The 24,523-nt window shown below is 64.4% G+C and carries 17 protein-coding genes; 11 read left to right on the top strand and 6 right to left on the bottom strand.

Annotation, left to right across the window (positions count from 1 at the left end; translation table 11 throughout):
* The first annotated feature begins 10 nt into the window (after positions 1–10).
* The gene (locus R0J92_RS14750) at positions 11–2,053 is read left to right on the top strand and encodes a hypothetical protein (RefSeq protein WP_411052193.1); all 2,043 of its coding nucleotides are present in this window, start codon (positions 11–13) and stop codon (positions 2,051–2,053) included.
* Positions 2,054–2,275: 222 nt separating this feature from the next.
* Here the strand turns inward: R0J92_RS14750 and R0J92_RS14745 are convergent, their stop codons facing one another.
* From R0J92_RS14745 to R0J92_RS14735, 3 genes are all read right to left on the bottom strand, one after another.
* A complete protein-coding gene (locus R0J92_RS14745; RefSeq protein WP_411052192.1) occupies positions 2,276–3,142 on the bottom strand; it encodes a 2-keto-4-pentenoate hydratase in 867 nt (288 codons plus the stop codon).
* Positions 3,143–3,169: 27 nt separating this feature from the next.
* Positions 3,170–5,218, bottom strand: coding sequence for a penicillin-binding protein 1C (gene pbpC / locus R0J92_RS14740; RefSeq protein ID WP_411052238.1), 2,049 nt, complete (start codon positions 5,216–5,218; stop codon positions 3,170–3,172).
* A gap of 128 nt (positions 5,219–5,346) precedes the next feature.
* Complete coding sequence (locus tag R0J92_RS14735) at positions 5,347–10,794, bottom strand: alpha-2-macroglobulin family protein (protein WP_411052191.1); 5,448 nt, start codon at positions 10,792–10,794, stop codon at positions 5,347–5,349.
* Positions 10,795–10,945: 151 nt separating this feature from the next.
* Here R0J92_RS14735 and R0J92_RS14730 point away from each other — a divergent pair, with 151 nt between their 5' ends.
* Positions 10,946–13,198: a response regulator gene (locus R0J92_RS14730; protein WP_411052190.1), complete on the top strand. Its 2,253-nt coding sequence runs from the start codon at positions 10,946–10,948 to the stop codon at positions 13,196–13,198.
* Positions 13,199–13,201: 3 nt separating this feature from the next.
* On the opposite strand, the gene yaaA is transcribed toward R0J92_RS14730, so the two are convergent.
* The 3 genes from yaaA to R0J92_RS14715 form a co-directional block, all read right to left on the bottom strand.
* Positions 13,202–13,966, bottom strand: coding sequence for a peroxide stress protein YaaA (gene yaaA, locus R0J92_RS14725; RefSeq protein WP_411052189.1), 765 nt, complete (start codon positions 13,964–13,966; stop codon positions 13,202–13,204).
* Positions 13,967–13,996: 30 nt separating this feature from the next.
* Positions 13,997–16,036, bottom strand: a complete 2,040-nt coding sequence (gene recQ, locus R0J92_RS14720; RefSeq protein WP_411052188.1) for a DNA helicase RecQ — start codon at positions 16,034–16,036, stop codon at positions 13,997–13,999.
* Positions 16,037–16,167: 131 nt separating this feature from the next.
* Entirely contained in the window at positions 16,168–16,455 is a 288-nt protein-coding gene (locus R0J92_RS14715; RefSeq protein ID WP_106164370.1) for a YggT family protein, read from the bottom strand.
* A gap of 133 nt (positions 16,456–16,588) precedes the next feature.
* Here R0J92_RS14715 and R0J92_RS14710 point away from each other — a divergent pair, with 133 nt between their 5' ends.
* The 9 genes from R0J92_RS14710 to R0J92_RS14670 all read left to right on the top strand — a co-directional run bounded on the left by R0J92_RS14710 (position 16,589) and on the right by R0J92_RS14670 (position 24,454).
* On the top strand, positions 16,589–17,167 hold the full coding sequence (locus tag R0J92_RS14710) for an acyl-CoA thioesterase (protein ID WP_411052187.1): 579 nt from the start codon (positions 16,589–16,591) through the stop codon (positions 17,165–17,167).
* Positions 17,168–17,210: 43 nt separating this feature from the next.
* Positions 17,211–18,596, top strand: coding sequence for an MFS transporter (locus R0J92_RS14705; protein WP_411052186.1), 1,386 nt, complete (start codon positions 17,211–17,213; stop codon positions 18,594–18,596).
* The gene (gene mepA, locus R0J92_RS14700) at positions 18,593–19,516 is read left to right on the top strand and encodes a penicillin-insensitive murein endopeptidase (RefSeq protein WP_106164373.1); all 924 of its coding nucleotides are present in this window, start codon (positions 18,593–18,595) and stop codon (positions 19,514–19,516) included. Before R0J92_RS14705 ends, mepA begins: the two co-directional genes overlap by 4 nt.
* Positions 19,489–20,418 (top strand): esterase-like activity of phytase family protein, encoded by a 930-nt coding sequence (locus R0J92_RS14695; RefSeq protein ID WP_411052185.1) that lies wholly within the window; start codon positions 19,489–19,491, stop codon positions 20,416–20,418. Before mepA ends, R0J92_RS14695 begins: the two co-directional genes overlap by 28 nt.
* A 133-nt stretch (positions 20,419–20,551) precedes the next feature.
* Positions 20,552–21,184, top strand: coding sequence for a queuosine precursor transporter (locus R0J92_RS14690; protein ID WP_106164375.1), 633 nt, complete (start codon positions 20,552–20,554; stop codon positions 21,182–21,184).
* A gap of 330 nt (positions 21,185–21,514) precedes the next feature.
* On the top strand, positions 21,515–21,934 hold the full coding sequence (arfB, locus tag R0J92_RS14685) for an alternative ribosome rescue aminoacyl-tRNA hydrolase ArfB (RefSeq protein ID WP_106164456.1): 420 nt from the start codon (positions 21,515–21,517) through the stop codon (positions 21,932–21,934).
* A gap of 71 nt (positions 21,935–22,005) precedes the next feature.
* Entirely contained in the window at positions 22,006–22,752 is a 747-nt protein-coding gene (locus tag R0J92_RS14680; protein ID WP_411052184.1) for an SDR family oxidoreductase, read from the top strand.
* A gap of 99 nt (positions 22,753–22,851) precedes the next feature.
* Complete coding sequence (locus R0J92_RS14675; protein WP_411052183.1) at positions 22,852–23,871, top strand: P1 family peptidase; 1,020 nt, start codon at positions 22,852–22,854, stop codon at positions 23,869–23,871.
* A 133-nt stretch (positions 23,872–24,004) separates the two neighbouring features.
* Entirely contained in the window at positions 24,005–24,454 is a 450-nt protein-coding gene (locus tag R0J92_RS14670; RefSeq protein ID WP_411052182.1) for a c-type cytochrome, read from the top strand.
* Positions 24,455–24,523: the final 69 nt, after the last annotated feature.

Here is a 24,523-nt window from a genome sequence, read left to right as displayed (position 1 = left end):
CCCATCCGCAATGACGCAATCCATCCTCTTCGACCCGCTGGTGCCCTGGCTGGTGCTGGCCGGTCTGGCCGGGCTGAGCACGCTGGGGCTGGGGCTGGCGATCTGGCGGCGGCTTTCAGGCTGGGCGCTGCGTGCGGGCGCAGCACTGGTGCTGCTGGCCGCGCTGGCTGGCCCGGTGATGCAGGTCGAGGACCGCAGCCCGCTCAGTGATATCGTCATCGTGGCTGAGGACCGCACCGCCAGCCAGCACCTGTCCGACCGCCCCGACCAGATGACGGTTGCGCGCGCCGAACTGGAAACCGCACTGGCCGGGCGCGCCAACACCGAGGTGCGCTGGATCACCGTGGAGGACAGCCCAGACGATGGCGGCACCCAGCTGATGGACGCGCTGACCCGAGCCCTGGCCGATGAGCCACGCGCCCGGGTGGCCGGGCTGATCGCGCTGTCCGACGGGCAAGTGCACGACATGGCCCGCGCGCCTGACCTGCCCGCACCGCTGCATCTGCTGATGACGGGCCGCTCGGACGACTGGGACCGCCGCCTGATCGTCAAGAACGCACCCTCCTTCGGCATCATCGGCGAACCGATCACCCTGACGCTCCGGGTCGAGGATCAGGGCGCGGTGCCTGCGGGTGCGCGGCTGACAGAGTTGCAGATCTCCATCGATGGTGGCGAGGCGCAGACTTTCCGCCTGCCGGTGGGGGTCGATTTCGACCTGCCGCTGACCCTGCCCCATGGCGGGCGCAACGTGGTGGAGTTCCGCGTCCCCGAGGCCCAGGGCGAGCTGACCGCGCGCAACAACGCCGCGTTGTTGCAGATCAACGGCGTGCGGGACCGGCTGCGGGTGCTGCTGGTCTCTGGCGCGCCGCATCCGGGCGGGCGCACCTGGCGCAACCTGCTGAAATCCGACAGCGCCGTCGATCTGGTGCATTTCACCATCCTGCGGCCACCCGAAAAACAGGATGGTGTGCCGGTGGACGAGCTGTCGCTGATCGCCTTCCCAACCCGCGAACTGTTCCTGGAGAAGATCGAGGATTTCGATCTCATCATCTTTGACCGTTACAAGCGACGCGGCATCCTGCCCTCAGCCTATCTCGAGAATGTGGCCAACTACGTGCGCCGCGGTGGCGCGGTGCTGGTGGCGGCGGGGCCGGATTTCGCCAGCGCCGACAGTATCTTTCGCACACCTCTCGCGGAAGTTCTGCCTGCCAGCCCCTCGGCCCGCGTATTGGAAGAGCCCTATCGCCCCACCATCAGCGAGACCGGCCTGCAGCATCCGGTTACCGCAGAGCTGACCGGCGCCGAGGACTGGGGCCGCTGGATGCGGCAGGTGGAGCTGGACACCACCGGCGGCACCACACTGATGCGTGGCATCGGCGAGCGCCCCCTGCTGACGCTGGACCGGGTGGAGGAGGGCCGTGTCGCGCTACTGGCCTCGGACCACGCCTGGCTGTGGAGTCGCGGTTATGAGGGCGGCGGACCGCAGCTGGAACTGCTGCGCCGTCTCGCCCATTGGATGATGAAGGAGCCGGAGCTGGAAGAAGAGGTGCTCTCCGCCGAGGCCACCGGCCAGCGCATGCGGATCCAGCGGCGCACGCTTGGGGAAACCGTCGGCCCGGTGACGGTGACCGCCCCGGACGGCAGCACCTCGCAGGTTCGCTTGCGCGAGGCACGCCCGGGTCTCTGGGAGGGGCGTTATGAAAGTGATCAGATCGGCCTCTACCATCTGGCGGAGGGCGACGAACGTGCGGTGATCGGCCTTGGCCCCGCCGCGCCCCGGGAGTTCGAACAGACCATCGCCACCGCCGATGTGATGTCGCCCTTGGTGCGCAGCCTGCGCGGCGGTGCTGTGGCGCTGGAGGATGGGCTGCCATCGTTGCGCAACATCCGCGAGGGGCGGCCCGCGGCGGGGCGTGGCTGGATTGGTCTGGTGCCGCGTGGCGCCTATGAGACCACCGCCGTGACCCAGTCGCCGCTGTTGCCCGCGTGGCTGTTGGTACTGCTGGCCGCGTCACTGCTGATCGGCGCCTGGCTGCGCGAAGGGCGCAGCTGACGTAACTCATGGGTCGCTTACAGACCTGAGCCTGAGTCGTGCGGCGTTGGAGCAACAGCACCTCCGCCCGCTCTTGTGGCCTGAGGCATTTTTCACGCAGTGGGCCAAGCGCTGCGCCTTTGGCGCGGCGCGGGTCGCATCGGGCAAAGCCCGATGCGAAACCCTTTACTCCTCAGATGGTCTTGCAAACCACCGCGGGCAGGTGGGCTTGGACAATGTACCTCAAGACGACGGCCCAAACAGCACCGACACCTCCGGGCTTCCCGGCAGGCCCTCGTAACTCACCGTCGCACCGCCCTTGAGGCTGCCGGGTGGCACCAATGGTCCGAAAGAGCCCACCGAGACCAAATCTCCCGCCTTGAAGGTCACGCCAACCGCGTGCAGCCAGAGGATCGTCTCCGCCGGATGCCCCAGAACGGAGGATCCTGGCGCGGAGAGCACGACCTCGCCCGCGCCGTCGCGCAGCTGCACCTGCATCTCGGCCAGCGCCTTGGTCATTGCGGCGGCGTCCTCCACTGCGATCGCTGCGCCCAGAACCCCGCGTCGCGCGCCCACCCCCATTGCGGTGATCGTTTCCGGCGTCATCGGCTGGCTTTGGTCCACCGCAAGATCCGGCAGTTCGATGAAGGGGCGGATGCTGGCAATGTTCTGCATCACTTCCTCGCGCGTGGTGGCGGAATTGACGGCGGAATCGCCGATCTCCAGCACCAGATCCGCCTCCACCATCGGCACCGCGCCCCAGGGCACGTCGAGCGTCGCGCCACTTTCCATCATCATGTCACGATAAAGCACGCCGCGCACCGGCGCACTGGCGCCAAACCGCTCCTGCGCCGGGGTGCTGGTCAGCCCTGCCTTGTAGCCGATCACCGGCCCCAGATGCGCAGCCAAGGCATCACTCAGACGGGCTTGGGTGCAAAGTGCGTCCACCATCGTGCCGCCCTGCCCCAGTGCTTCGGTTGGACGATGATCCATGTAATCCGCCACAAACCGCGCCACCTCCTCGTCGCTGGCGCAATCGGCAGCAGCGCTGCCCGCCCCGATCACCCCCGCCGCGATCAGCGCCCAAATCCAGTGTCCTGCCTGCTGCATTCCGCTCGCCTCCTCATTTCGCTCGCGTCAGCCCGTCTCCTCGATCTCGACGGTCACCCGGGCAGATTGCCCGTCCGCGTCGATCACCACAAGCGTGGCGTGGCCCGGCCCGGGGCTCGGCAGGTCGAGATCACGGGACCGCAGCCCCCGGGCCACCGGCAGACCGTTGGCCAGCACCGTGAACGGCAGCCGCCCGCCGCGCAGCTTCAGCGCCAGACGGCCCTCCACCAGCGCGAGCCGGGCGCGGGTGGGCGGAAAAACCACCTCCGGCGCCCCGGTGCCAGCGTCAGAAAACACCTCATCCCGGGCGCGGAACCGCTGCAGCGGTTGCGGCAACTCGGCCGAGGACAGCACCAGCGCATTGGGCGGCGGCGGCGACAACGGCGTCAGGTCGGGCTTCAGCGCGGCAAAGGCCTCGAACAGCACCGGCGCCGCCAGTTCCGCGCCAAAGACGCCCGGAACCGGGGTACCATCCGCCCGTCCCAGCCAGACGCCGATCACATGCTGGCCGTCCCAGCCCACGGCCCAGGCATCGCGATGGCCGTAGGAGGTGCCGGTCTTGTAGGGCAGAACCCCGGCCCGGGCACCGCGCGGCACCGGCACATCGCGCAGGATATTGCCAAGATACCAGGCTGCCACGGCGGAGATCACCCTCGGGGTCCGGTCGCTGCCCTCGCCTGCCTGAACCGTCAGCCGTGTTCCCGAGCCCCCTGCTGCCAGAACCGCATACATCTGCACCAGATCCTGCAGGCTGACGCCAACGCCACCAAGGCTCACCGCCAGCCCGGGTTTGCCACCCGGCAGCACGGGGCGCATGCCGGCCTGGCGCATTGCCGCCATCAACCGCGAGGGACCAAGAGCCTCGGTCAGGGTCACCACCGGCGTGTTAAGTGACATCTGCAGCGCATCCCGCACGCGAATGTCGCCGCGAAAACTGCCGTCGAAATTCTGCGGCGCGTAGCCGCCAAAGGACACCGGCGCATCGCGGATCAGCGTATCGGGATGCACCAGTCCCTCGTCAAAGGCGAGGCCGTAGACCAGCGGTTTCAGGGTCGAGCCGGGCGAGCGCTCAGCCGTCACCATATCGACAAAACCGCGCCGCGCGGAATTGGTATAGTCCGGCGCGCCGATCCGGGCAAGAATCTCGCCCGTTTGGTGGTCCGCCACGATCATCGCCGCACTGAGCCGCGGCCCCGCCGCCGTCACCCGCCGGTGCAGAACAGCCTGTAGCCGCGCCTGCAGATCGGCGTCCAGCGTCACGTCAAACCGCGCCTGCGCTGGCGAGGCCGTCCGCAGCTGGTCGCCCAGATGCGGCGCCAGCAACGGGAACGGGCGGCGGCTGTCCGGCACCCGTGCCTGCGCCGCCTGACGCGCGACCTGTGCCGACAGCACCCCGGCCTCATGGCTGCGTTGCAACACTCGCGCCCGTGCGGAGCGTGCTGAGCTTACCGAACGGTCAGGGCGTCGTGTTTCCGGCGATTGCGGCAGCGCCACCAGCAAGGCCGACTCGGCGGCAGTAAGACGGTGCGGCTCCTTGCCGAACCATGCAAAGCTCGCCGCCCGCACCCCTTCGAGATTGCCGCCAAAGGGCGCATGGGTCAGATAGAGCGTCAGGATCTCCGATTTGGACAGCTGCCGCTCCAGCGCCAGCGCCACCCGGATCTGGCGCAGCTTGCCGCTCCATCGGCCGGTGGAACCATCCTCCAGCAACCGCGCCACCTGCATGGTCAGCGTGGAGCCGCCAGAGACCGTGCGCCCGTGCCACAGGGCCTGCCCGGCCGCGCGCAGCATCGCCAGCGGGTCAACCCCCATATGCGTGTCGAACCGCTTGTCCTCGTAGGCCCGCAACATCTGCAGATAGGTCGGGTCCACATCCTCGGCCCGCACCGCCATGCGCCAGATGCCGTCCTCCACAGGATAGGCCCGCAACAGGCGACCAGCGCGGTCCCGCAGCTCGACCGAGGTTTCCGCAAGCCTGCGGGGCAGCTCGGTGGCCGCGACCCAAGCCTCCAGCCCTTTGCCACCCAGAACCCCTGCAACCAGCATCACCAACAGCGGCGTCCTGAGCCGCGCCATCGTCTGGACCAAGGGGCGGGCACCGCCCCCGCCTGACCGAACGGTCAGGCCACGCCCGGCCCCGGCAGGGGCCGGGCGCCCCCGCCGTCGCCGCAACATGCGCAGCCAGCCGGGGCGATCTGTCGGTGTCATTTGACCTGCAGCCGTCCCGCCGCCGTATTGGCGCGATAGGCCGGGCGATACATGTCCTCAACCGAGGCCGCCGGGTGGTGGAACTCACCGGGGCTGACCGCGCGCACCATATAGGCCAGCGTGATCGGATCATCCCCCCGCGAGGTCACCGCCGCCAGAAAGCGATCCGAGCGGAATTCCACGTGATCCGCCTCCCAGAGGCTCAGCCAGTCCAGATCGCGCAGATCGCCGGAGCGCAGCAGGTTGGGATTGTCGATCTCCAGCCCCGCCGGCAGCGGATCATTGACCATCAGCCGCGCGCCGATCTCCTCCTGCGGCAACACCCGCAGCACCGTGACCAGCCGGGTGCCGACCGCGACCGAGGCCAGATCCACCGGCTCCCCTTCCAACGTGTAATACTCCCGCGTCAGGGCAAAGCCGTAGCCACGCGCCGCAGGCGGCACGATAGGCACGCCGATGCGGGTCAGGGTGATGTCAGTGCTCCGCCCGGAGGCAGCAGTGACCGACAGATCCGCCGGGCTGTCGCCCTCCATCACCTCAACAAAAGCGCCGGTGACTGGCTGGCCATTGACGCGCAGACCAGAGTCTTCGGGATTGTCCACCAGCGCCTGCGCCGCCATCAGGCTCCAGGCCGCTTCCTGGGTGGAGCGATGGCCGTCACCGCCCGAAACCCGCGCCGTGAGGTAATCACGATTGACTGCCGTGCTGCCAGCCTCCACCGCGAGCGCCAAGACCGCAGCCGAATCACGCAGCTGGGTGCCGTAATCGACACGCCACACTGGCTTTTCTGCGCCTTGGCCGGCGATCATCTGCGCGGCGCGGGCAAACATCTTGTCCGCCCGGCGCTGATCGCCATAGGCCGCCAGTGCGGCCCCCAGTTGCGCCGCGCCCATCGGGGTCGAGAAGGCCTCCGCCTTCACATCCGCGTAATAGCGCAGATCGCCCATCGCCGCCGCGCCCTCACGCGCCAGCACCAGCAGCGCATAGGCCACGTCCTCACCGCCGCTGTCAAAATCCGGCGCGTAGTTCAACCGATTGCGCAGATTGTCCATGGCGCGGGCAAAGGCCTGATCTGGCACGATGTAGCCTTTGGTCCGGGCCCGGCTGAGGAAGTCGGAGGCATAGGCATCCAGCCACAAATCGCCGCTCTCGGCGCGCCAAAGGCCAAAGGCGCCATTGGCGGCCTGCCGGGTCAGTACCTTGCGGATGGCGCCGTTGATGCGCGCGTCCACCTTGGGGCCATCGCCCAGACCGGCGGCCTCGGCCACCGACGACAGATAGAGGAGCGGCAGCGCCTTCGACGTCACCTGCTCGGTGCAGCCATAGGGGTAGCCGTCCAGTTGCGACAACAGACCCGGCACGTCGAACTTGGCCAGCGGTCCTGCCGACATCACCGCGCGGGCGGAGCCGCGGCGCAGACCCGCGAACACATCCGCGTTGAACAGGAAGCTGTCACCGCCCGCCAGCGAGAAGCGCCGGGTTTCCGAGACCTCCGGATCATTGGCCCGCACCGGCAGACGCAGGGTCTGGTCCAGCACCTCGCCGCCGGGGGTGGTCAAGCTCAGGCGCAGCTCGGGATCGCCCACGGCCTCTGCCGCGACCGGAAGCTCCAGCAGCACACGGCCCTGTTCGGTAACGGTCACCGAAGGCGGCAGCGCGCCCAGTTGCAGCCCGGCCCCGATCACCTCGGCCGCCAGACCGATCTCGCCCGCAGGCCCATCGGCGTGGGTGATGTCGAGGCGGATGCGGCTCTGATCGCCGGGCGCCAGGAAGCGCGGCAGCGATGCGGTCAGCACCACCGGATCACGCACGATCATGTCGGTGTCTGCCTGCCCTACCGATCGGTCAGTCCAGGCCACGACCATCAGCCGCACGGTGCCGTTGAAGTCTGGCAGATCGATGGGCAGGGTCACGCTGCCATCGTCCCCAACCTGCACTGCGCCGTGGAAGACCGACATCAGGTCCTGCGTCGGCGGGGGGGACTGGAATTGCGCCCCAAGCCCGGCATCGCCGCCGGAGCGCACACGTCCCAACGCGCCATTGCCGGGGTCGATCAGACGGCCATAGATGTCGCGCAGCTCCATCCCCAGACGCCGCTGACCGTGGAAATAGCCCACGGGGTCAGGGCTTTGAAAGCCAGTGAGGTTCAGGATGCCGACATCAACGGCGGCCAGCGTCAGCCAGACCTCCTCGCCCGCCTCGGCCCCGGCGACAGTCACGGTCGCCTCGACCGTCTGGCGGGGGCGGGTGACTTCGGGGGTCTTGATCGTGACATCCAGTTGCTGCCCCGGCTGGGTCACCGTGGCATGGGCGATGCCCAGCGCCCGGGTCGGAGTGCGGCCCTGCCGACTGGCGACGGGTTGCACGACAGAGGCGGTCACATAGGCACCGCTGCCCCACTCGGATGTGACCTCAAGCGGGATCACGTTCTCGCCCGCCGTCACCTCAACCGCCTGACGGTGGATCAGCTCGCTGCCCATGACGGAGATCAGCGCGGTGCCCGCCGCTTGCGGTACGATACGCAGGCGAGCGGTGTCGCCGGGTGTATAGCTTTCGCCATCCAGCGACAGCTCCAGACGATCCGGAGTCTGCGCGTCGGAGGCGGGCACATACCAGCCCGCGTAGAAATCCTGCGCAGCGGTCACGTAGTCGCCATCCAGACGTTCCACCACCAGCTCGTAGCGGCCCCAGTCGACCGGCGCGGTGACTGCCACCGGATCGCCGTCCAGCATCGCCTCGCCCGAGGCCACGCGGGTGCGGCGGGTGATCGGCTCCCACTGCCAGTCGCCATAGAGCTGATACCATTGATAGCGCGTCTCGACCCGGTTCAGCACCCATTGCACCTGCATCGGCGCGGGGGTGAGATCCGGTGCGAGCGAGATCAGCTCGAACCCGGCCTCCGTGCCTTCGGCCACCACGTCATCGGCAAACTGTGTCTTGATCCCGATCACGGGCGTCGCAGGCTGGACCGGCACGGTTAGTTCACGCTCAACCGGACGGGCGGAGCCATCCGAGAGTCGCGTGCGCAAGCGTGCCTCAAGCGGCAGGCCGGCGGCTTCGACCTCGGGCAGGTCACCGATGGCCACGGACTGCCCTTTCGGGTCCGTTTCATCGCCACCAAAATACCTGGTCTGGCGGGTGGTCTGCGCATCATAGCGACCGAAGCGATAGCCGGGCCAATCGGCCAGCTGCCGCACCGGGGCGAGAGAGACATCGCCCTCGACACTCAGGCCAGCGCCGGGAGCGCCAAACAGGAAGCGGGCGTCGATGTCGACAACCAGCTGGCCGCCGGGGCGCAGGCTGGCGGCGTCGCGGATGTCCTGCTCGAAATCGATCCGCTCGGGTAGGAAATCCTCGACCAATACGGTTTGCCGCGCCAGCGGATCGGCCTTTGGATCGGTGTAGAGCTCCACCGCCCAGGAGCCGCGCGGGGCGCTGTCGCCCAGGGGCAAGGCAAACACATGGCCACCGGCGTTACCACCGTCAGATATATGGCGCGAATATTCCACACCGTCAGGGCGTTTCAGCACCGCGATCAGCGGCAGGCCTTCGATGGCCTGCGCGCGGGGATCGCGCGACAAGGCGGTGACGTTGATGGTTTCACCGGCACGATAAGCGCCACGATCCGTGGTCAGGAAGACATCAACCGGGCCGGGCGCGGGACGGCCCTCGACACCACGGTCCGACAGATCAAAAGCGGCATCACGCAGCGACAGGAAGGCAAAGTCCTCTTCACCCGCACGGGCCAGCAGCATCGCGGGCGCGGCGCTGCCGGTGCCCCGCGTCAGGCCTGGTGCAAAATGCGCATAGCCGGTGGCATCGCTGGTGGCTCGGGCAATCACCGCGTTGGCCTCCGAGATCAGCTCGACCTCGACGCCTGTGCGGGCCTTGGCATCCGACAGGCCCTGAACCTGAACATGCAAACCATCGGCCCCGGACATGGAGCTGAGGCCAAGATCCGTGAGCACAAACCACTGCATTGCCGCCGGGCTGTCATAGGGATCGGCGCCCGGCACCGCCGCGCTGAGCGCGTAGATGCCCACAGGTTGGTCGGCAAGCACATCGTCCAGCGGCAACCGTGTGGTCATGTCGCGGTTGAGGTCCTGCTCCACCTCGGCGGTGCCGGTCCAGAGTTCCTCGGCGAGCGTGGCGTCAAAACTGTCGCTCTGCCACTGGTTCAGCGGGCGTGCGAACAGATCCTCCTGCATGCTGCGCAACAGGTTGCGATCGCTAATGCGGGAGAGTTTCAGATCGAGCTTGTCGACATTGACCGTCTCCACCGGCAGCGCGATCACATCGCTGCGCGCCAGCACATAGGCGCGGCCCGGAAAGCGCACCGAGGGGCTGCGGTCGCGGATGTATTGGCTGAGGTCGACGTCCTTGATCAGTGTCTCACCATTGGCCGCCGGAAGGCCCCGGCGCAGCGTGACCCGCAGGTGCTGGCCATGGCTGAGACCGGTGAGGCATAGCTCCTGCCCCGCGGCTTCAACCGCCAGACCCTCGGCCTCGGATTTCACGTAGTCGCCATAGGTTACGCCGGTTTTGACCAACTCCTCGGAGAAGACCACGCACATGCGCGGGTCGGCACTGTCGGCCTCTACCCGGGTGTCGCTGACGCGGAAGCCGTATTTTGCCACGGCCCGGCTCAGAATGTCAGCAATTTGCTTACGAGGTTCGATGGTCTCCGCAAGACGCAGCACGGAAATCATATCGCGGCCACGGCCCAGTTTCTCCAGCGCGAGTGCAGCCTCGGTCAATGCGGTGGCCTGCATTGGCAGCGAGTCAGCACGCAGATATCCATTCAATGCGGCCGCAACGGCCTCGGCATGATTGCGGCGGGTTTCACTGCCGCCATCTGTCGGCATTGCGCGCATGTAGCGGGCATATTCGACCCAGAGATCGGCAGCGTCGCTGAGAGCCACGGCTTCGCCCATCCAGCGGACAGCCATTTCGGCATTATTGCCGACAAAGAACTGTTGCGCCCCTTCGACCAGCGTGTCGAGATCACGTCCGCTCAGCTGGTACCGCGTGCCGATCTCGACGGCGAGATCACGCGCAGACGCGATATCCACGCCACCGGGCAAGGACAGCCGGGACGCACGCTCCGCGGCACGTGCAGCGAGGCCTTCATCCACCGACAGTTTGCGGACCGTCAGGGCGCCGACAAAGGAGGAGGGATCGCGCAGCGCTGATTTCGGGAAACAGGCATCGGATTTCAGGTTGTAGACGAAGCCGACACAGGCCGATTGCGTAGCGCAGGCCCGCTGGCAGGACTTCAGCGATGTATCGAAGAGCGCCTGCAGGTCGGCACCAAAATGATCGGTGTCAGGCTGCGTGACAAACCGTTGTGCCGGCAAAGGGCCAGAATCATCAGCCTGGGCCTGCACTGCGGGCACCGAAATATGAGAAAAAAGAAAAGTGAATAAAATCAAAAGGCGCCGCATGGCATTCTCCCTGTCAACGCGCAGAGGCTCGCATGCGGTTAACCTCATGGCAAGCATGCTCGCCATACCACTAGCGCTAAAGGCAAATTAAGGATTGGCTGCGAGATTGAGGCCGCAGGTTTGGAAATGAGTAGTGTTGGAGTTGGCGCATATGTCGCTTGCTGATAAATTGGCCCAGGAACGCAGAGCCCGTCTGGCGGCAGAGCGACTACTGGAGCTGAAACAAGCGGAATTGACGGACGCCAACCGCAAGCTCGGTCGGCATGCGCTGGCCTTGACCAAACGCATCGGTGCAACGCAGGCAGAGATCGCGACCTTTCGCAACGAAAACGAAAAGGTCAAAAGCGATCTCAACACGGCCAATGAGAAGGTTGAACAGGCCGAACGACGCCTGTGGCATTCCATTCAAGCCTTTCAGGACGGGTTTGCGTTTTTCGACAACAACAGCAAGCTGATCGGCGCCAACACCGCCTACCTCAACATCTTTGAAGGGGTCGAGGAGGTCTCGCCCGGCGTTTCCTATGTGCGCATTCTGCAGATCCTGACGGATGAGGGGCTGATCGATACCGAGGAACTATCGGCGGATGCCTGGCGCGCGACGATGACCGAACGCTGGATGTCGCCCGCGCCGGAACCCACGGTGATCCGCCTGTGGAATGACCGCTACCTGAAGCTGATCGACCAACGCGGCCATGATGGCGATATCGTCAGTCTTGCACTCGATATCACCGCGACCGTGCATTACGAGGAAGAGCTGCGCACGGCCCGCGAACGCGCCGAGGCCGCCAACCGAGCCAAATCCGCTTTCCTCGCCAACATGAGCCATGAGATCCGCACGCCGATGAACGGTGTCGTGGGCATGGCCGAGCTGCTGAACGATACCAGCCTCAGCGAAGAACAGCGCCTATACGCAAACACCATCAAGAATTCCGGCGACGCGCTCTTGGTGATCATCAATGACGTGCTCGACTATTCCAAGATCGAGGCGGAAAAGCTGGTCCTGCATCCCGAACCCTTCGATCTGGAGGCCTGCATGCATGAGGTAGTCATGCTGCTTCAGGCCAATGCCCGCGACAAGGGTCTGACATTGCTGGTGGATTACGATCTGTTCATGCCGACCAGCTTCATCGGCGACCCGGGTCGCATTCGTCAGATCCTGACCAACCTCATCGGGAATGCGGTGAAATTCACCAACACCGGCCATGTGACCACACGGGTCACCGGGGTGCCCCATCCCGAAGACAACACCGTGATGCTGCATATCGCGATCGAGGACACCGGCATCGGTATACCCGAGGAAAAAATCCAGCACATCTTTGGCGAGTTCAATCAGGTCGAGGATGAAGCCAATCGCCAGTTCGAGGGCACCGGTCTTGGCCTTGCGATCACCGAACGGCTGATCAAGATGATGGATGGCGAAATATGGGTCGAGAGTGAGCTTGGCCAAGGGTCGTGCTTTGGGTTCCGCCTGCCGCTCGTGGTATCAAACGGCAGCCAGATCAATGCGCCGGAGCTGCCGGAGAACCTGAACTGCGTGATGATCGTGGACGACATGGAGGTCAATCGCGAGATCCTCAACCGCCAGCTGCAACGCCTTGGGCTCAAGGTGCTTGCGGTCAACAACGGCGCCGAGGCGCTGGAGAAGGTCTCCGACGAGGTCGATCTGGTGATCACTGATCGCAACCTGCCCGGCATGGATGGGCTGAAGCTGGCACGCAGCCTGCGGCACGCGCAGCGGAATATGCCGGTGCTGTTGCTGTCATCCGACCCCGCCGACAGTCGCGATCCCGCGATCCGCGAGATCTTTTCCGGTGTCTTGCAAAAACCGCTACCACGCGGCGCCCTCTTTACGGCGCTGGCGGGTCTCAACACATCGACCATGGACGTTGAAACATCCCCTGCCCCAACGGACACGACACCCCCGACATCGACCGGGTCTGCCCCCCAAGAGACGCCAAAGCCGGCAGGTCAATCAGATCAACGGCCAATGCGAATTCTGGCGGCAGAAGACAACCGCACCAACCAACTTGTGTTCCGCAAGATGGTGAAAGACCTGAACATCGATCTGCAGTTTGCCGGCAATGGGCAGGAAGCGGTGGAACTCTACCAGAACTTCAAGCCCGACATGATCTTCATGGACATCTCGATGCCAAAAATGGACGGCAAGGAAGCCACCCGCACGATTCGGGGACTGGAGCAGGAGTCAGAGCGTCGGATCAAGATCGTGGCGCTCACCGCCCATGCCATGGACGGTGACTCCGAGGGTATTCTGGCGGCTGGCCTCGACGATTATTTGACCAAACCGCTCCGCAAGGCCCTGATCCACGAGCGTATCATGGACAACAAGCCTGATGATGTGGCGCCGCTGACCGACGAGGCGGGCCGGCTGCGCGCCACCGGCTAGGGGTCAGCCCTTGCGCAGAAACACCGGCTTATCGGTCTCCGACAATTCGGACTGATACGCATAGCCACCGCTGTCGAAATCACGGATCGCTTCGGCGTCGGTCAACCGATGCTGGATGATGAAGCGAGCCATCGCGCCACGGGCCTTCTTGGCATAGAAACTCACAACCTTGGGCCCGCCCGGCTTATCTTCCATAAACACCGGCGTCACGACGCGCAGCTTCAGCGCCTGCAGATCCACGGCGCCGAAATACTCCTGGCTGGCACAGTTCACCAGCAGATCGCCGCCCACGGCCCCGGCTTGCGCATTCAGCGCTTCGGCAATGGTGCTACCCCAGTACTCGTAGAGGTTCTTGCCCTTGGCCGTCTTCAGCCGCGAGCCCATCTCCAGCCGGTAGGGCTGCATCCCGTCTAGCGGCCGCAGGAGCCCATAAAGGCCTGAAAGAATACGGAAATGATCCTGCGCCCAGGCCATTTCCTCCGCGTCCAGCGAGGCCGCATCAAGCCCTTGATAGGTGTCGCCGGCAAAGGCCAGCGCAGCAGGGCGCAGGTCCTCAAATTTGGGGTCATCTTCAAACGCGCGAAAGCGGTCGTGGTTTAGCTTGGCCAGATCCTCGCTGATATGCATCAGCTTCATCAGATCGCCCACCGACAGCTTGCGTGCCTCTTCGGCCAGCGCGATGGCATCGCCCTGCAGCGCCGGATAGGTCATATCCACATCGCGGTCGGACCAGTCGAGTTTCTTGGCGGGGGATGTCACTACAAGCATTCACTGCCTCCGTTGGTTCTGGGCACCGACTTAGCCCGCGCCGCGCAAGACGTCCAGAAACGCCATGGCGAAACGTTCCGCGCGGCGCTCCCCCAGCAGACGTTCAAGACCCGTTTCATCATCACTGCGCATCTGCGCCACTTTCGCCAGCTGCGAGGCCGAACAGGTCAGCGGCTTCTGGGTGCCGCACTCGCCCCGTTGCAACCGCGCCTGCACTTCCAGCAGCGTGTCGTAGATCGAGCCCTGTTCGCGCCCGGCCAGCTTACGCCGCGCCGGGTGCAGCGCCTCTGCCTCGCCGGTGATCACAGTGAGGAAGGCATCGCCATAGCGCTCCAGCTTCTTTGCGCCGACACCGCTGATCCGCGCCATCTCGTCCAGGGTCTGCGGACGCTTCTCGGCCATCTCGATCAGGGTGCGGTCGGGGAAGATCACATAGGCCGGGACTTTTTGCGCCTCGGCCAGGGCGCGGCGCTTTGCCTTCAGAGCAGAGAGCAGCGGCGCGTCTTCATCCGAGACCAGCGCCTTCACTGCCGGACGGCGGGTGGCGGATTTCACGGTGTCCTTGCGCAGTGTGATCTCCGCCTCGCCCCGCAGGATCGGCAGCGCCGGTTCGGTCATCCGCAGCGCACCGTGGCGTTCCGGGTCGGGCCGTACCAGGTCGCGGCCCATCATCTGACGAAAGATCGCCTGCCATTCCGGTTTCGAGTGATCCTTTCCGCAGCCGAAAACCGACAGGTCGTCATGGCGCTTCTGCCGCACCCGGTCATTGGCGTTGCCGATCAGGATGTCGATCAGATGCCCCGCGCCATAGGTCTCCTCGGTGCGTAGGATCGCCGACAGCGCCTTCCTCACCGAAGTGGTGCCATCAAAGGTCGCCACCGGCGTGTCGCAGAGATCGCAATTGCCGCAGGGCTGCGCGTCTTCGCCGAAATAGCCCAGCAGCGTCTGGCGGCGGCAGATCATCGCCTCGGCCAGACCCAGCAGCGCATTGAGCCGCGCGTGGTCAGCGCCACGACGCTCGGACGGGGCGAGCCCTTCGTCGATCTGGGTGCGGCGCAGGCGAATGTCCTCGGGGCCGAACAGCGTCATCGTCTCCGCCGGGGCGCCATCGCGACCGGCACGGCCGATCTCCTGATAATAAGCCTCGATGCTTTTGGGCAGATCCGCATGGGCCACCCAGCGGATATCAGGCTTGTCGATACCCATGCCAAAGGCCACCGTGGCCACCACGATCAGACCATCCTCGCGGGCAAAACGGGTTTCGACGATGCGCCGATCCTCGGCCTCCATGCCGCCGTGATAGTGGCAGGCCACATGGCCCGATGCCTCCAGCGCGCGGGCGATGTCCTCGGTCTTGGCACGGGTGCCACAATAGACGATGCCGGACTGGCCGCGCCGTGCATCGGCAAACTCAAGGATCTGTTTGCGCGGGCTGTCTTTGGCGGCAAAGGCGAGGTGAATGTTGGGTCGATCAAAGCCACGCAAAAAGGCGCGCGGCGCCTCACCGTCGAACAGTTTCTGGACGATTTCTGCTTGAGTTTCCTGATCCGCTGTTGCGGTAAAGGCCGCCAGCGGCACATCCAGCGCCCGACGCAGCTCTCCGATGCGCAGATAGTCTGGGCGGAAATCATGGCCCCACTGGCTGACGCAATGGGCCTCGTCCACCGCGATCAGCGACACGCCGATGCGGCGCAGCATGCCCATGGCGCTGCCCGCCGCCAGACGTTCGGGGGCCATATAAAGCAGCTTCAGCTCGCCCGCCTCGATGGCATTCCAGACCGCCTCGGTCTCTTCTTCCGTGTTGCCGGAGGTGAGCGCGCCCGCGCAGACGCCGGCCTCCTGCAGGGCGCGGACCTGATCGCGCATCAGGGCGATTAGCGGCGAGATCACTACGGTGATCCCATCGCGCCGCAGCGCAGGCAGCTGGAAACACAGGGATTTGCCGCCCCCGGTGGGCATGATCGCCAGTACGTTTTCGCCCGCGGTCACGGCATCGACGATCTCTTCCTGTCCGGGGCGAAAGCCGTCGAATCCAAAGATATCGCGCAACAGGGGGATTGCGTCGCTCATGTGAGGGGCCTGTGGGTTGGTCTGCTCATGCTATGCGCGGCACAATCCCACAGGTGGAATCGGGGGGCAAGAGGTGCAGGGCGGGATGGCGTTCAATTGACGCGCCTTACATCGCCCTGCACCAGATCCGATTAGTAGAAAACGCTCGCGTTGTTCACGAGAATGATGCGCAGAGCGTAGACCGCGACCAGAACCACCAACGGCGCTAGATCAATACCCTGCATGTTAGGCAGAACACGGCGCACGGGCGCATAAATCGGCTCAAGAATACGGTTGAGACCATACCAGATCTGCGCAACGAACTGCTGGTTCAGGTTCAGAACCTGGAAATTGATCAGCCAGCTCATGATCACGTGGGCAATGATGAAGAACCAGACAATGTCCAGAACCAGCATCAGAATTTGAAACAGCGACTGCATCTTTGAAATTTCCTCTTTCGCTCTGCATCACAGGTAGGCGGGACATGCCGATTTCGCAACCCTTCCGCAAGGTCCCTGGTTGACGTGAAGTGAACGGGTGGCATCTAGGGAACAAGTAAACCGGAGTGTTCAGATGTACCCGATTGTCCGCCTGCTGAAAGACGCTGTTCTTGCCAGCCGCCAACCGCGCCTTGCGCCGCTCGACACCCATGTGTCGCGCCACCATTGCTGGCCCTGGGACATCGACATCTGGATGGAGCTGAACAACGGCCGCACGCTGACGCTCTACGATCTCGGGCGCACCATGCTGACCTTGCGCAGCGGGCTGGCCGGGGTGCTGAAGCGCGAAGGCTGGGCAGTGGCTGTGGCCGGTACGTCGATCAGGTATCGCCGCCGCATCAAGGCCTTTGAACGTTTTGAGATGAAAAGTCGGGCAATCGGCTGGGACGACCGGTTCATTTATGTGGAACAGGGCATGTGGAAGGCCAACGGCGACTGCGCCAACCATGCGCTGTTGCGCACGGTGGTGACGGACAAGAACGGTATCGTGGCCCCCGCGCGGGTGATCAAGGCCTGGGGGTTGGATATCGACAGCCCGCCCCTGCCCGACTGGGTGCTGGCCTGGTGTGCGGCAGAAGACAAGCGCCCCTGGCCGCCGATGAGCGACACCGAGGCCGACCCGGACCACGTGAGGCTTGCCAGCGCCTCCTGACCCCTGCCATACCTTGCCCGAACAAGGCACGTCGGGGGCAGTGATGGCAGAGGTTTCAGTGGCGCAGGGCATCCCCCTGCGCAAACGCATCTGGGGGTGGTGGTTCTTTGACTGGGCCAGCCAGCCCTATCACACCCTGCTGGTGACCTTTATCTTTGGCCCCTTCTTTGCCGCCACCGCGACGGAGTATTTCCTCGCCACCGGCCTGAATGACGAGGCGGCGCGGGCGCAGGCCCAATCGAGCTGGTCGCTCTGCCTGACCATCACCGGGCTGATCATCGGGCTTTCGGCTCCTTTCCTCGGGGCGCTGGCCGACATTGCCGGGCGCAAGATGCCGTGGATCATCGGCTTTTCCGTCGCCTATGTCGTCGGCTCAGCCGGCCTGTGGTTCATGGACCCCGCGGGCAGCAACCTGTGGTGGATGCTGATCAGTTTCGGCATCGGCTTCATCGGCGCGGAGTTTGCGCTGATCTTCGTCAACGCGCAGCTGCCCTCGCTGGGCTCCAAGGAGGAGGTCGGGCAGCTTTCCGGTTCCGGCTTTGCCTTTGGCTATCTCGGCGGGGTGGTGGCCCTTTTCATCATGCTGCTGTTGTTTGTCGAGCAGGACAGCGGCAAGACGCTGATCGGCCTTGATCCCGCGCTCGGGCTGGACGCCAGCGCCAGAGAGGGCACCCGGGCCGTCGGCCCCTTTGTGGCGCTGTGGTTTGCGGTGTTCATGATCCCCTATTTCGCTTGGGTGCGCGACCCGCGTGGACCGCGTCTGGGCACGGCCAGTCTGACACGCGCAGTGTCCATGGTGGTCGCTTCCGTCAAAGGGTTGGGGCAGCGCCGCAGCCTGACCAGCTATCTGGTGTCTTCCATGCTCTATCGTGACGCGCTGAACGGGCTTTATGGCTTTGGCGGCGTCTATGCGGGGCTGGTGCTCGATTGGTCGATCACCCAGATCGGCATCTTCGGCATCATTGCCGCCGTTTCCGCTGCGCTGTTCAGCTGGGGTGGCGGGTTTGCGGACAAGCAACTCGGGCCGAAACCCGTCATCATCAGCGCCATACTGGTGCTGAGCCTGGTTTGCCTGATCGTCGTCAACATGTCCCGCACGCATCTTTTTGGCATCCCGCTGGCGGATGGGACAGCGCTTCCGGATCAGGTGTTCTTTGCCTGCGGCGTGCTGATCGGCGGCTTCGGCGGAATATTGCAAGCCACCAGCCGCACCCTTATGGTGCGTCATACAACCCCGGAAACCGCAACCGAAGCCTTTGGTTTGTATGGCCTTTCTGGACGAGCGACGGCCTTTCTTGCACCCGCATTGATCGGCCTGATGACAACAATGACAGGCAGTGCGCGCCTCGGAATTACACCGGTGATTGCGCTCTTTGCCCTTGGTCTGCTCTTATTGATGCGGGTGGATGGTGAAGGAGATCAGGTTTGAGGTTTATTCGACACGTCACCCTAGCGGCGCTGTTTCTGGCCGCCTGTGCCCCGGCACAGGACAGTCCGCGCGCATCCGCAACGGCATTTGCGAACAAGGCCGTGAATTCCACAGTGCCCGCGAAACAGCTGTTTGGTGCCAAGCGCAATAGCTCAGCCCAGCGCCCGGCGCCTCTCGGCTCCTACGCCAAGGGCTGTGTTGCAGGCGCGGCGCAGCTGCCGGAAACCGGACCCACCTGGCAGGCGATGCGCCTGAGCCGCAACCGCAACTGGGGCCATCCCGAAACGATTGACTTCATTCAGGACCTGAGCCGCGTGGCCGCACGTCAGCCCGGTTGGCAGGGCCTTTATGTGGGCGACATCAGCCAGCCGCGTGGCGGGCCGATGCTGTCGGGCCACCGCAGTCACCAGATCGGGCTGGATGCCGACATCTGGATGCTGCCGCCGAACCGTCTCGACCTGAGCCGCGATGCGCGTGAGAACATCTCCTCAATCTCGCTGCGGCGGGCCAGCGGCGCCTATGTCAACGACAACTGGAGCCCGCAGCATCAGGCTATTTTGAAGGCTGCCGCCTCCGATCCGCGTGTTGCACGCATATTTGTCTTTCCCGGCGCCAAGGTGAAGATGTGCGATACAGCCACCGGTGATCGCAGCTGGCTGCGCAAGATCCGCCCCTGGTGGGGGCACCACTACCATTTCCACGTCAGGCTGAATTGCCCGCGCGGCGCCCGAGGCTGTGTCGAGCAGGATCCGCCACCACGCGGCGATGGCTGTGATGATGCCCGTGAATGGGTGTCCAACATCATCAACCCGCCGCCGCCAAAACCGGTTGACCCGAACGCGCCAAAGCCTAAACCGCGCAGGGACTACACCCTTTCGGATCTTCCCCAGCAATGCGCCGCCGTTCTCTCTTCCGACTGATCACGCTCTCTGCCGCCTTGGTCGTCACGCTCTGCGCGGCAGCCTGGGCGGCCTCTGCGGTCTGGAAGGCGACGCAAACCGACAGCAACAGTGCCCGGCACATTGCCAGTTTCCGCTGGTCTTCAGAGGCTGATTGGTTTGGTGGCCTGTCCGGGCTTGAACTGAACAGCGACGGTACGCAATTTGTTGCGATCACTGATCGTTCCCATATCGTCGAAGGCACGCTGGTCCGGAAAGCAGGCAACATCACCTCGGTTCGTATGCTGCGGGAGTCGCGGCTGCTGGATGCAGACGGCACCCCCGTCAAAGAAGGTGCCGAGGACAGCGAAGGGCTGGCGTTGGCTGGCGACGGGCATTTCTACGTCTCCTTCGAAAGCCCGCATCGGGTTCTGGAGTACACCCCCGAAGGCCCCCGCGCACTGCCCTCACCAGAGGCATTCTCCACCTTCCGCTTCAATGCCTCGTTCGAGAGTCTCGCCCGCGACGCCGCTGGGCAACTGTTGATGATTTCCGAAGCACCCTCGCGTCAGCCACAGGTTGCCCGCGTCTGGACCTGGTCCCGCGACACCGGCTGGCACGGCCTTGGCGCCTATCCGGAGCGGGACGGGTTTCTGCCTGTTGGCGCAGATTTCGGGCCGGACGGGACGCTCTATGTGCTTGAGCGAAAGTTTGTCACCATCGGATTTCGCAGCCGCCTGCGCCGGTTCACCGTAACCAGTACAGGCCTTTCGGGTGGAGATGTGCTGCTCAATACGCCGCTGGCAGAGCATGACAACCTCGAAGGCCTCAGCATCTGGCGAGACGGCAGCGGGGCGCTTCGGGCCACCATGATCTCGGACGATAATTTCTTCTGGGTCCAGCGCACCGAGATTGTCGAGTACCGGCTGCCCGACCCGCTCTGAGCGATCACGAATCGGGGAATCACTTGCCATTCCAGCCTGACCCGAATAACTGAGGCGATCCTTCGCGCCCGGTGTCCTGACCGGACGGGGTGCACAAGTCTCCGCGACCTTGTCTAAAAAACGGTATGAAAACATGACCCGCACTTATCTACCTGGCATTCTTGCCATGGCTGCCGTCGTGGTGGCCTCAAACATTCTCGTACAATTCCTGTTCGGCAACTGGCTGACCTGGGGCGCGTTCACCTATCCGGTGGCCTTCCTTGTCACCGATGTCACCAACCGCGTCTATGGCGTCGGCCCTGCCCGCAAAGTGGTCCTGGCCGGCTTTGTCGTCGGTGTCATCTGCTCCCTCATCGGCACGCAGATCATGGGCGAATTTGGCCCGCTGGTGACCCTGCGTATTGCGCTTGCCTCCGGCCTTGCCTTCCTGCTGGCGCAGCTGTCGGATGTCGCAATCTTTGCCCGCCTGCGTGGCGGCAAATGGTGGCGTGCGCCGCTGGCCTCGACGCTGATCGGATCGTCGCTCGACACGGCGATCTTCTTCACCGTGGCCTTCTCCGGCGCGCTGAGCTTTATCGAACCTGCAAACGACGTATCCTGGGCCGGTGAGATGTTGCCGCTGCTGGGCGTCGGCCCGATCAGCCCGCTCTGGGTCTCGTTGGCGGTCGCTGACTGGCTGGTGAAACTGTCTCTGGCTCTGCTCGCGCTGGTTCCGTTCCGCCTGATTGTTGCGCGCCTCACAAGCGCGCGACCCGCGAACGCCTGATTTCGCGAGAATTTCATTTGGAGATCCTCGAATTCCGTGCCAGTCTGAAATCAACGGAAACAGAGAGAATAGGAGGTGATCCAGTGTCAGAAAAGGTGTTGGAGCAAGGCGTAGCAACAACCGGAGCGGCCCGCCTCTGAGGCAGCCCTCTTTGGCAGTGGCCGACCGGCTGGGTATTGCACCCTAACCTGCCTTTGCTCTCAAACTTTCGGAAGGGCCGCTCCCCTCGGGGCGGCCCTTTTTATATTCCGCCCTGTATGTTCCACCTTCGCACATGCTCTCGTTGGTTTTTCATTTGCCCTTTGGCATCAACGTTCTATGGTCCGCACCATGCTGCGTATCAGTGATGACATAACCCTGCAGGACTGGGAGCTGACCGAAAGCTTCATGCGTGCCTCCGGCCCCGGTGGGCAGAACGTGAACAAGGTGTCCTCTGCCGTGGAGCTCCGTTTCGAGGCAGAGCGTTCGCCGCATCTGCCGGGACCGGTCAAGACACGTCTGCGTCGTATTGCCGGACGCCGTTGGACCAACGACGGCGCACTGGTGATGCAGTGTGACGAGACCCGCTCACAAGCCCGCAACCGCGAGATCATACGCGAGCGTCTGGCCGAGCTGATCCGCCGCGCATTGGTCAAGCCCAAGCGGCGCATCGCCACCAAGCCGACCCGCGGCAGCGTGGAACGGCGTCTCAAGGCCAAGAAAACCCGCGCCGAAGTCAAGAACATGCGCGGGCGTGTCGACGGCGACTGAATTACACGATTGCCCTTCTGATCACTGCGCGCCATCCTGCCCGAAACAAGCGATTTGAGGGAGGATTATTCATGCGTCTCAAGGACAAGACCGCCATCGTAACCGGCGGCGCTTCCGGGTTTGGACAGGGCATCGTAGAGGCATTCCTGCGCGAAGGTGCGCGGGTGATGATCGCAGATATCAACGGAGATGCTGCCGCTGATCTGGCCCACCGCTGCGGAGACAAAGCCATCGCTCAGCGCGTAGACGTTGGCGACCGTGCCTCGGTGAACGCCATGAGCGAGGCCGCGCGACAGGCCTTTGGCCAGGTCGATATCCTGGTGAACAACGCCGGTGTCACCCATCTTCCGACGCCCCTGGAGGACGTCTCCGAGGAAGAGTTCGACCGGGTGGTCAACGTGAACATGAAATCCGTCTACCTGACCGCGCAGGCGCTGGTGCCGCATATGAAAGCGCAGGGCAGCGGCGCAATCCTCAATGTTGCCTCCACCGCGGGCGTGTCACCGCGTCCCAACCTCAATTGGTATAATGCCTCCAAGGGCTGGATGATCACGGCGACCCGCACCATGGCGGTCGAACTGGCCCCCTCCGGCGTGCGCGTGAATGCTATCAATCCGGTGGCGGGCGAAACGCCTCTGTTGAAGTCCTTCATGGGAGAGGACACGCCGGAGGTGCGGGCAAAATTCCTCTCCACCATTCCGCTGGGTCGCTTCTCCACGCCACAGGACATGGGCAACGCGGCGCTCTACCTCTGTTCGGACGAGGCGAGCATGGTCACCGGCGTCTGCATGGAGGTGGACGGCGGCAGGTGTATCTGAAGCAGTCCTCCCCCACCAAACGGCGCGTCAGCGCTGACCCTGCGCGCCCGGCACGGGCGCTCCGCTTCGCACCCCTCCCTCCCGCAAGGATCAGAGAAAATGAAACCCGGCCCCCGCAACCTGATCACCGATGTCGCCGGCCTCAAGGTCGGCAATGCATCCGACACGGCGTTGAAGTCCGGCACCACGGTGCTGACCGCAGATCAGCCCTTTACCGCTGCCGTGCATATCATGGGGGGCGCGCCGGGCACCCGAGAGACCGATCTGCTCGCCCCCGACAAAACGGTACAGGCGGTGGACGCTCTGGTTCTATCTGGCGGCTCTGCTTATGGGCTCGATGCCTGTTCCGGTGTTGTGGACGGACTGCGGGCCATGGGGCGCGGCTTTCGCCTTGGTCCCGCGCTGGTTCCGATCGTCCCCGGTGCCATTATCTTCGACCTGCTGAATGGCGGAGAGAAGGATTGGGACCAAAACCCCTACCCCGCTCTGGGCCGCGCTGCGCTGCAAAACGCAAGCGCGGATTTTGCGCTCGGCACCAGTGGTGCCGGGACTGGCGCGCTCACCGGGATGCAAAAGGGCGGGCTTGGCTCATCCTCGCTGGTGCTCGACAGCGGCCACACCGTCGGCGCGCTGGTGGTCGCAAACCCGATCGGATCGGTCACCACACCGGGCGAACGGCATTTCTGGGCCGCACCGTTCGAGATCGACGAGGAGTTTGGCGGCCTTGGCCCCGACCCGGCAGCGGGGCTCGGGCGTAGTTTGCACAGCCGCAAGATGGAAGCCATGGCTGCGCTGGCCGGTGCACCAGTGTCCTCAAACGGCTCAAACACCACCATTGCCATCGTCGCGACAGACGCCACACTGACCAAGGCCGAGGCCCAGCGCATGGCAACCACCGCGCACGACGGAATGGCCCGCGCCATCCTACCCTCACATGGGCCACATGACGGCGATCTGGTGTTTGCAGCTGCAACCGGGTCCCGCCCTCTGGAGGATCCGACGCAGGACATGCTGGGCCTTTGTCACGCCGCCTCGCTGTGCCTGGCCCGTGCGATTGCCCGTGCGGTCTACGAAGCGCGTCCGGCCGATGGAGATATCCTGCCGTGCTGGCAGGCCTGATCGGCAAGCCTTTTGGCATGATTTGAAAGTGATTTCTGATCAGCGCGACCACATGTCTCTTATGTCGCGTTGACTTCACACCGGAAACACCCCGAACCTGCCGCCAGCGACTAGAACTCATAGGAGCCAGTTTATGAAACGAATTCTAACCACCGCCGCGCTTGTTTGTCTCGCGATGCCAGCCCTTGCCGAAGGCGACGCCGAGAAGGGCGAGAAAGCCTTCAACAAGTGCAAATCCTGTCACCAGATCGTCTCTGACACGGATGAAACCATCGTCAGAGGCGGCAGAACCGGCCCCAACCTCTGGGGCATCGCTGGCCGTCAAGCTGGCACCGTCGAGGACTTCCGCTACGGGGATGATCTCGTAGCCGCAGGTGAAGCCGGACTGGTCTGGGATGAGGCAAAATTCGTGGCCTACGTCCAGGACCCGCGTGGCTTCCTCAAGGAAGAGCTTGACGATAGTGGCGCCAAATCCAAGATGTCTTTTCGCCTGAAGAAAGGCGGCGAGGATGTCTACGCCTATCTGGCGCAGTTTGGCCCAGCCGAGGCCGCAGCAGACGACGCGGCCACCGCGACCGACTAAGGTCTGTCTTGGCGAAATCTTGCGACACACGCCGCGGCCTTCCGGGCCGCAGCGTCTTGCGTCATCGCC

The organism is Tritonibacter sp. SIMBA_163 (genome assembly GCF_046535935.1).
In the GTDB taxonomy this organism is placed as follows: domain Bacteria; phylum Pseudomonadota; class Alphaproteobacteria; order Rhodobacterales; family Rhodobacteraceae; genus Epibacterium; species Epibacterium scottomollicae.
This window is presented reverse-complemented; position numbering and strand designations above follow the sequence as displayed.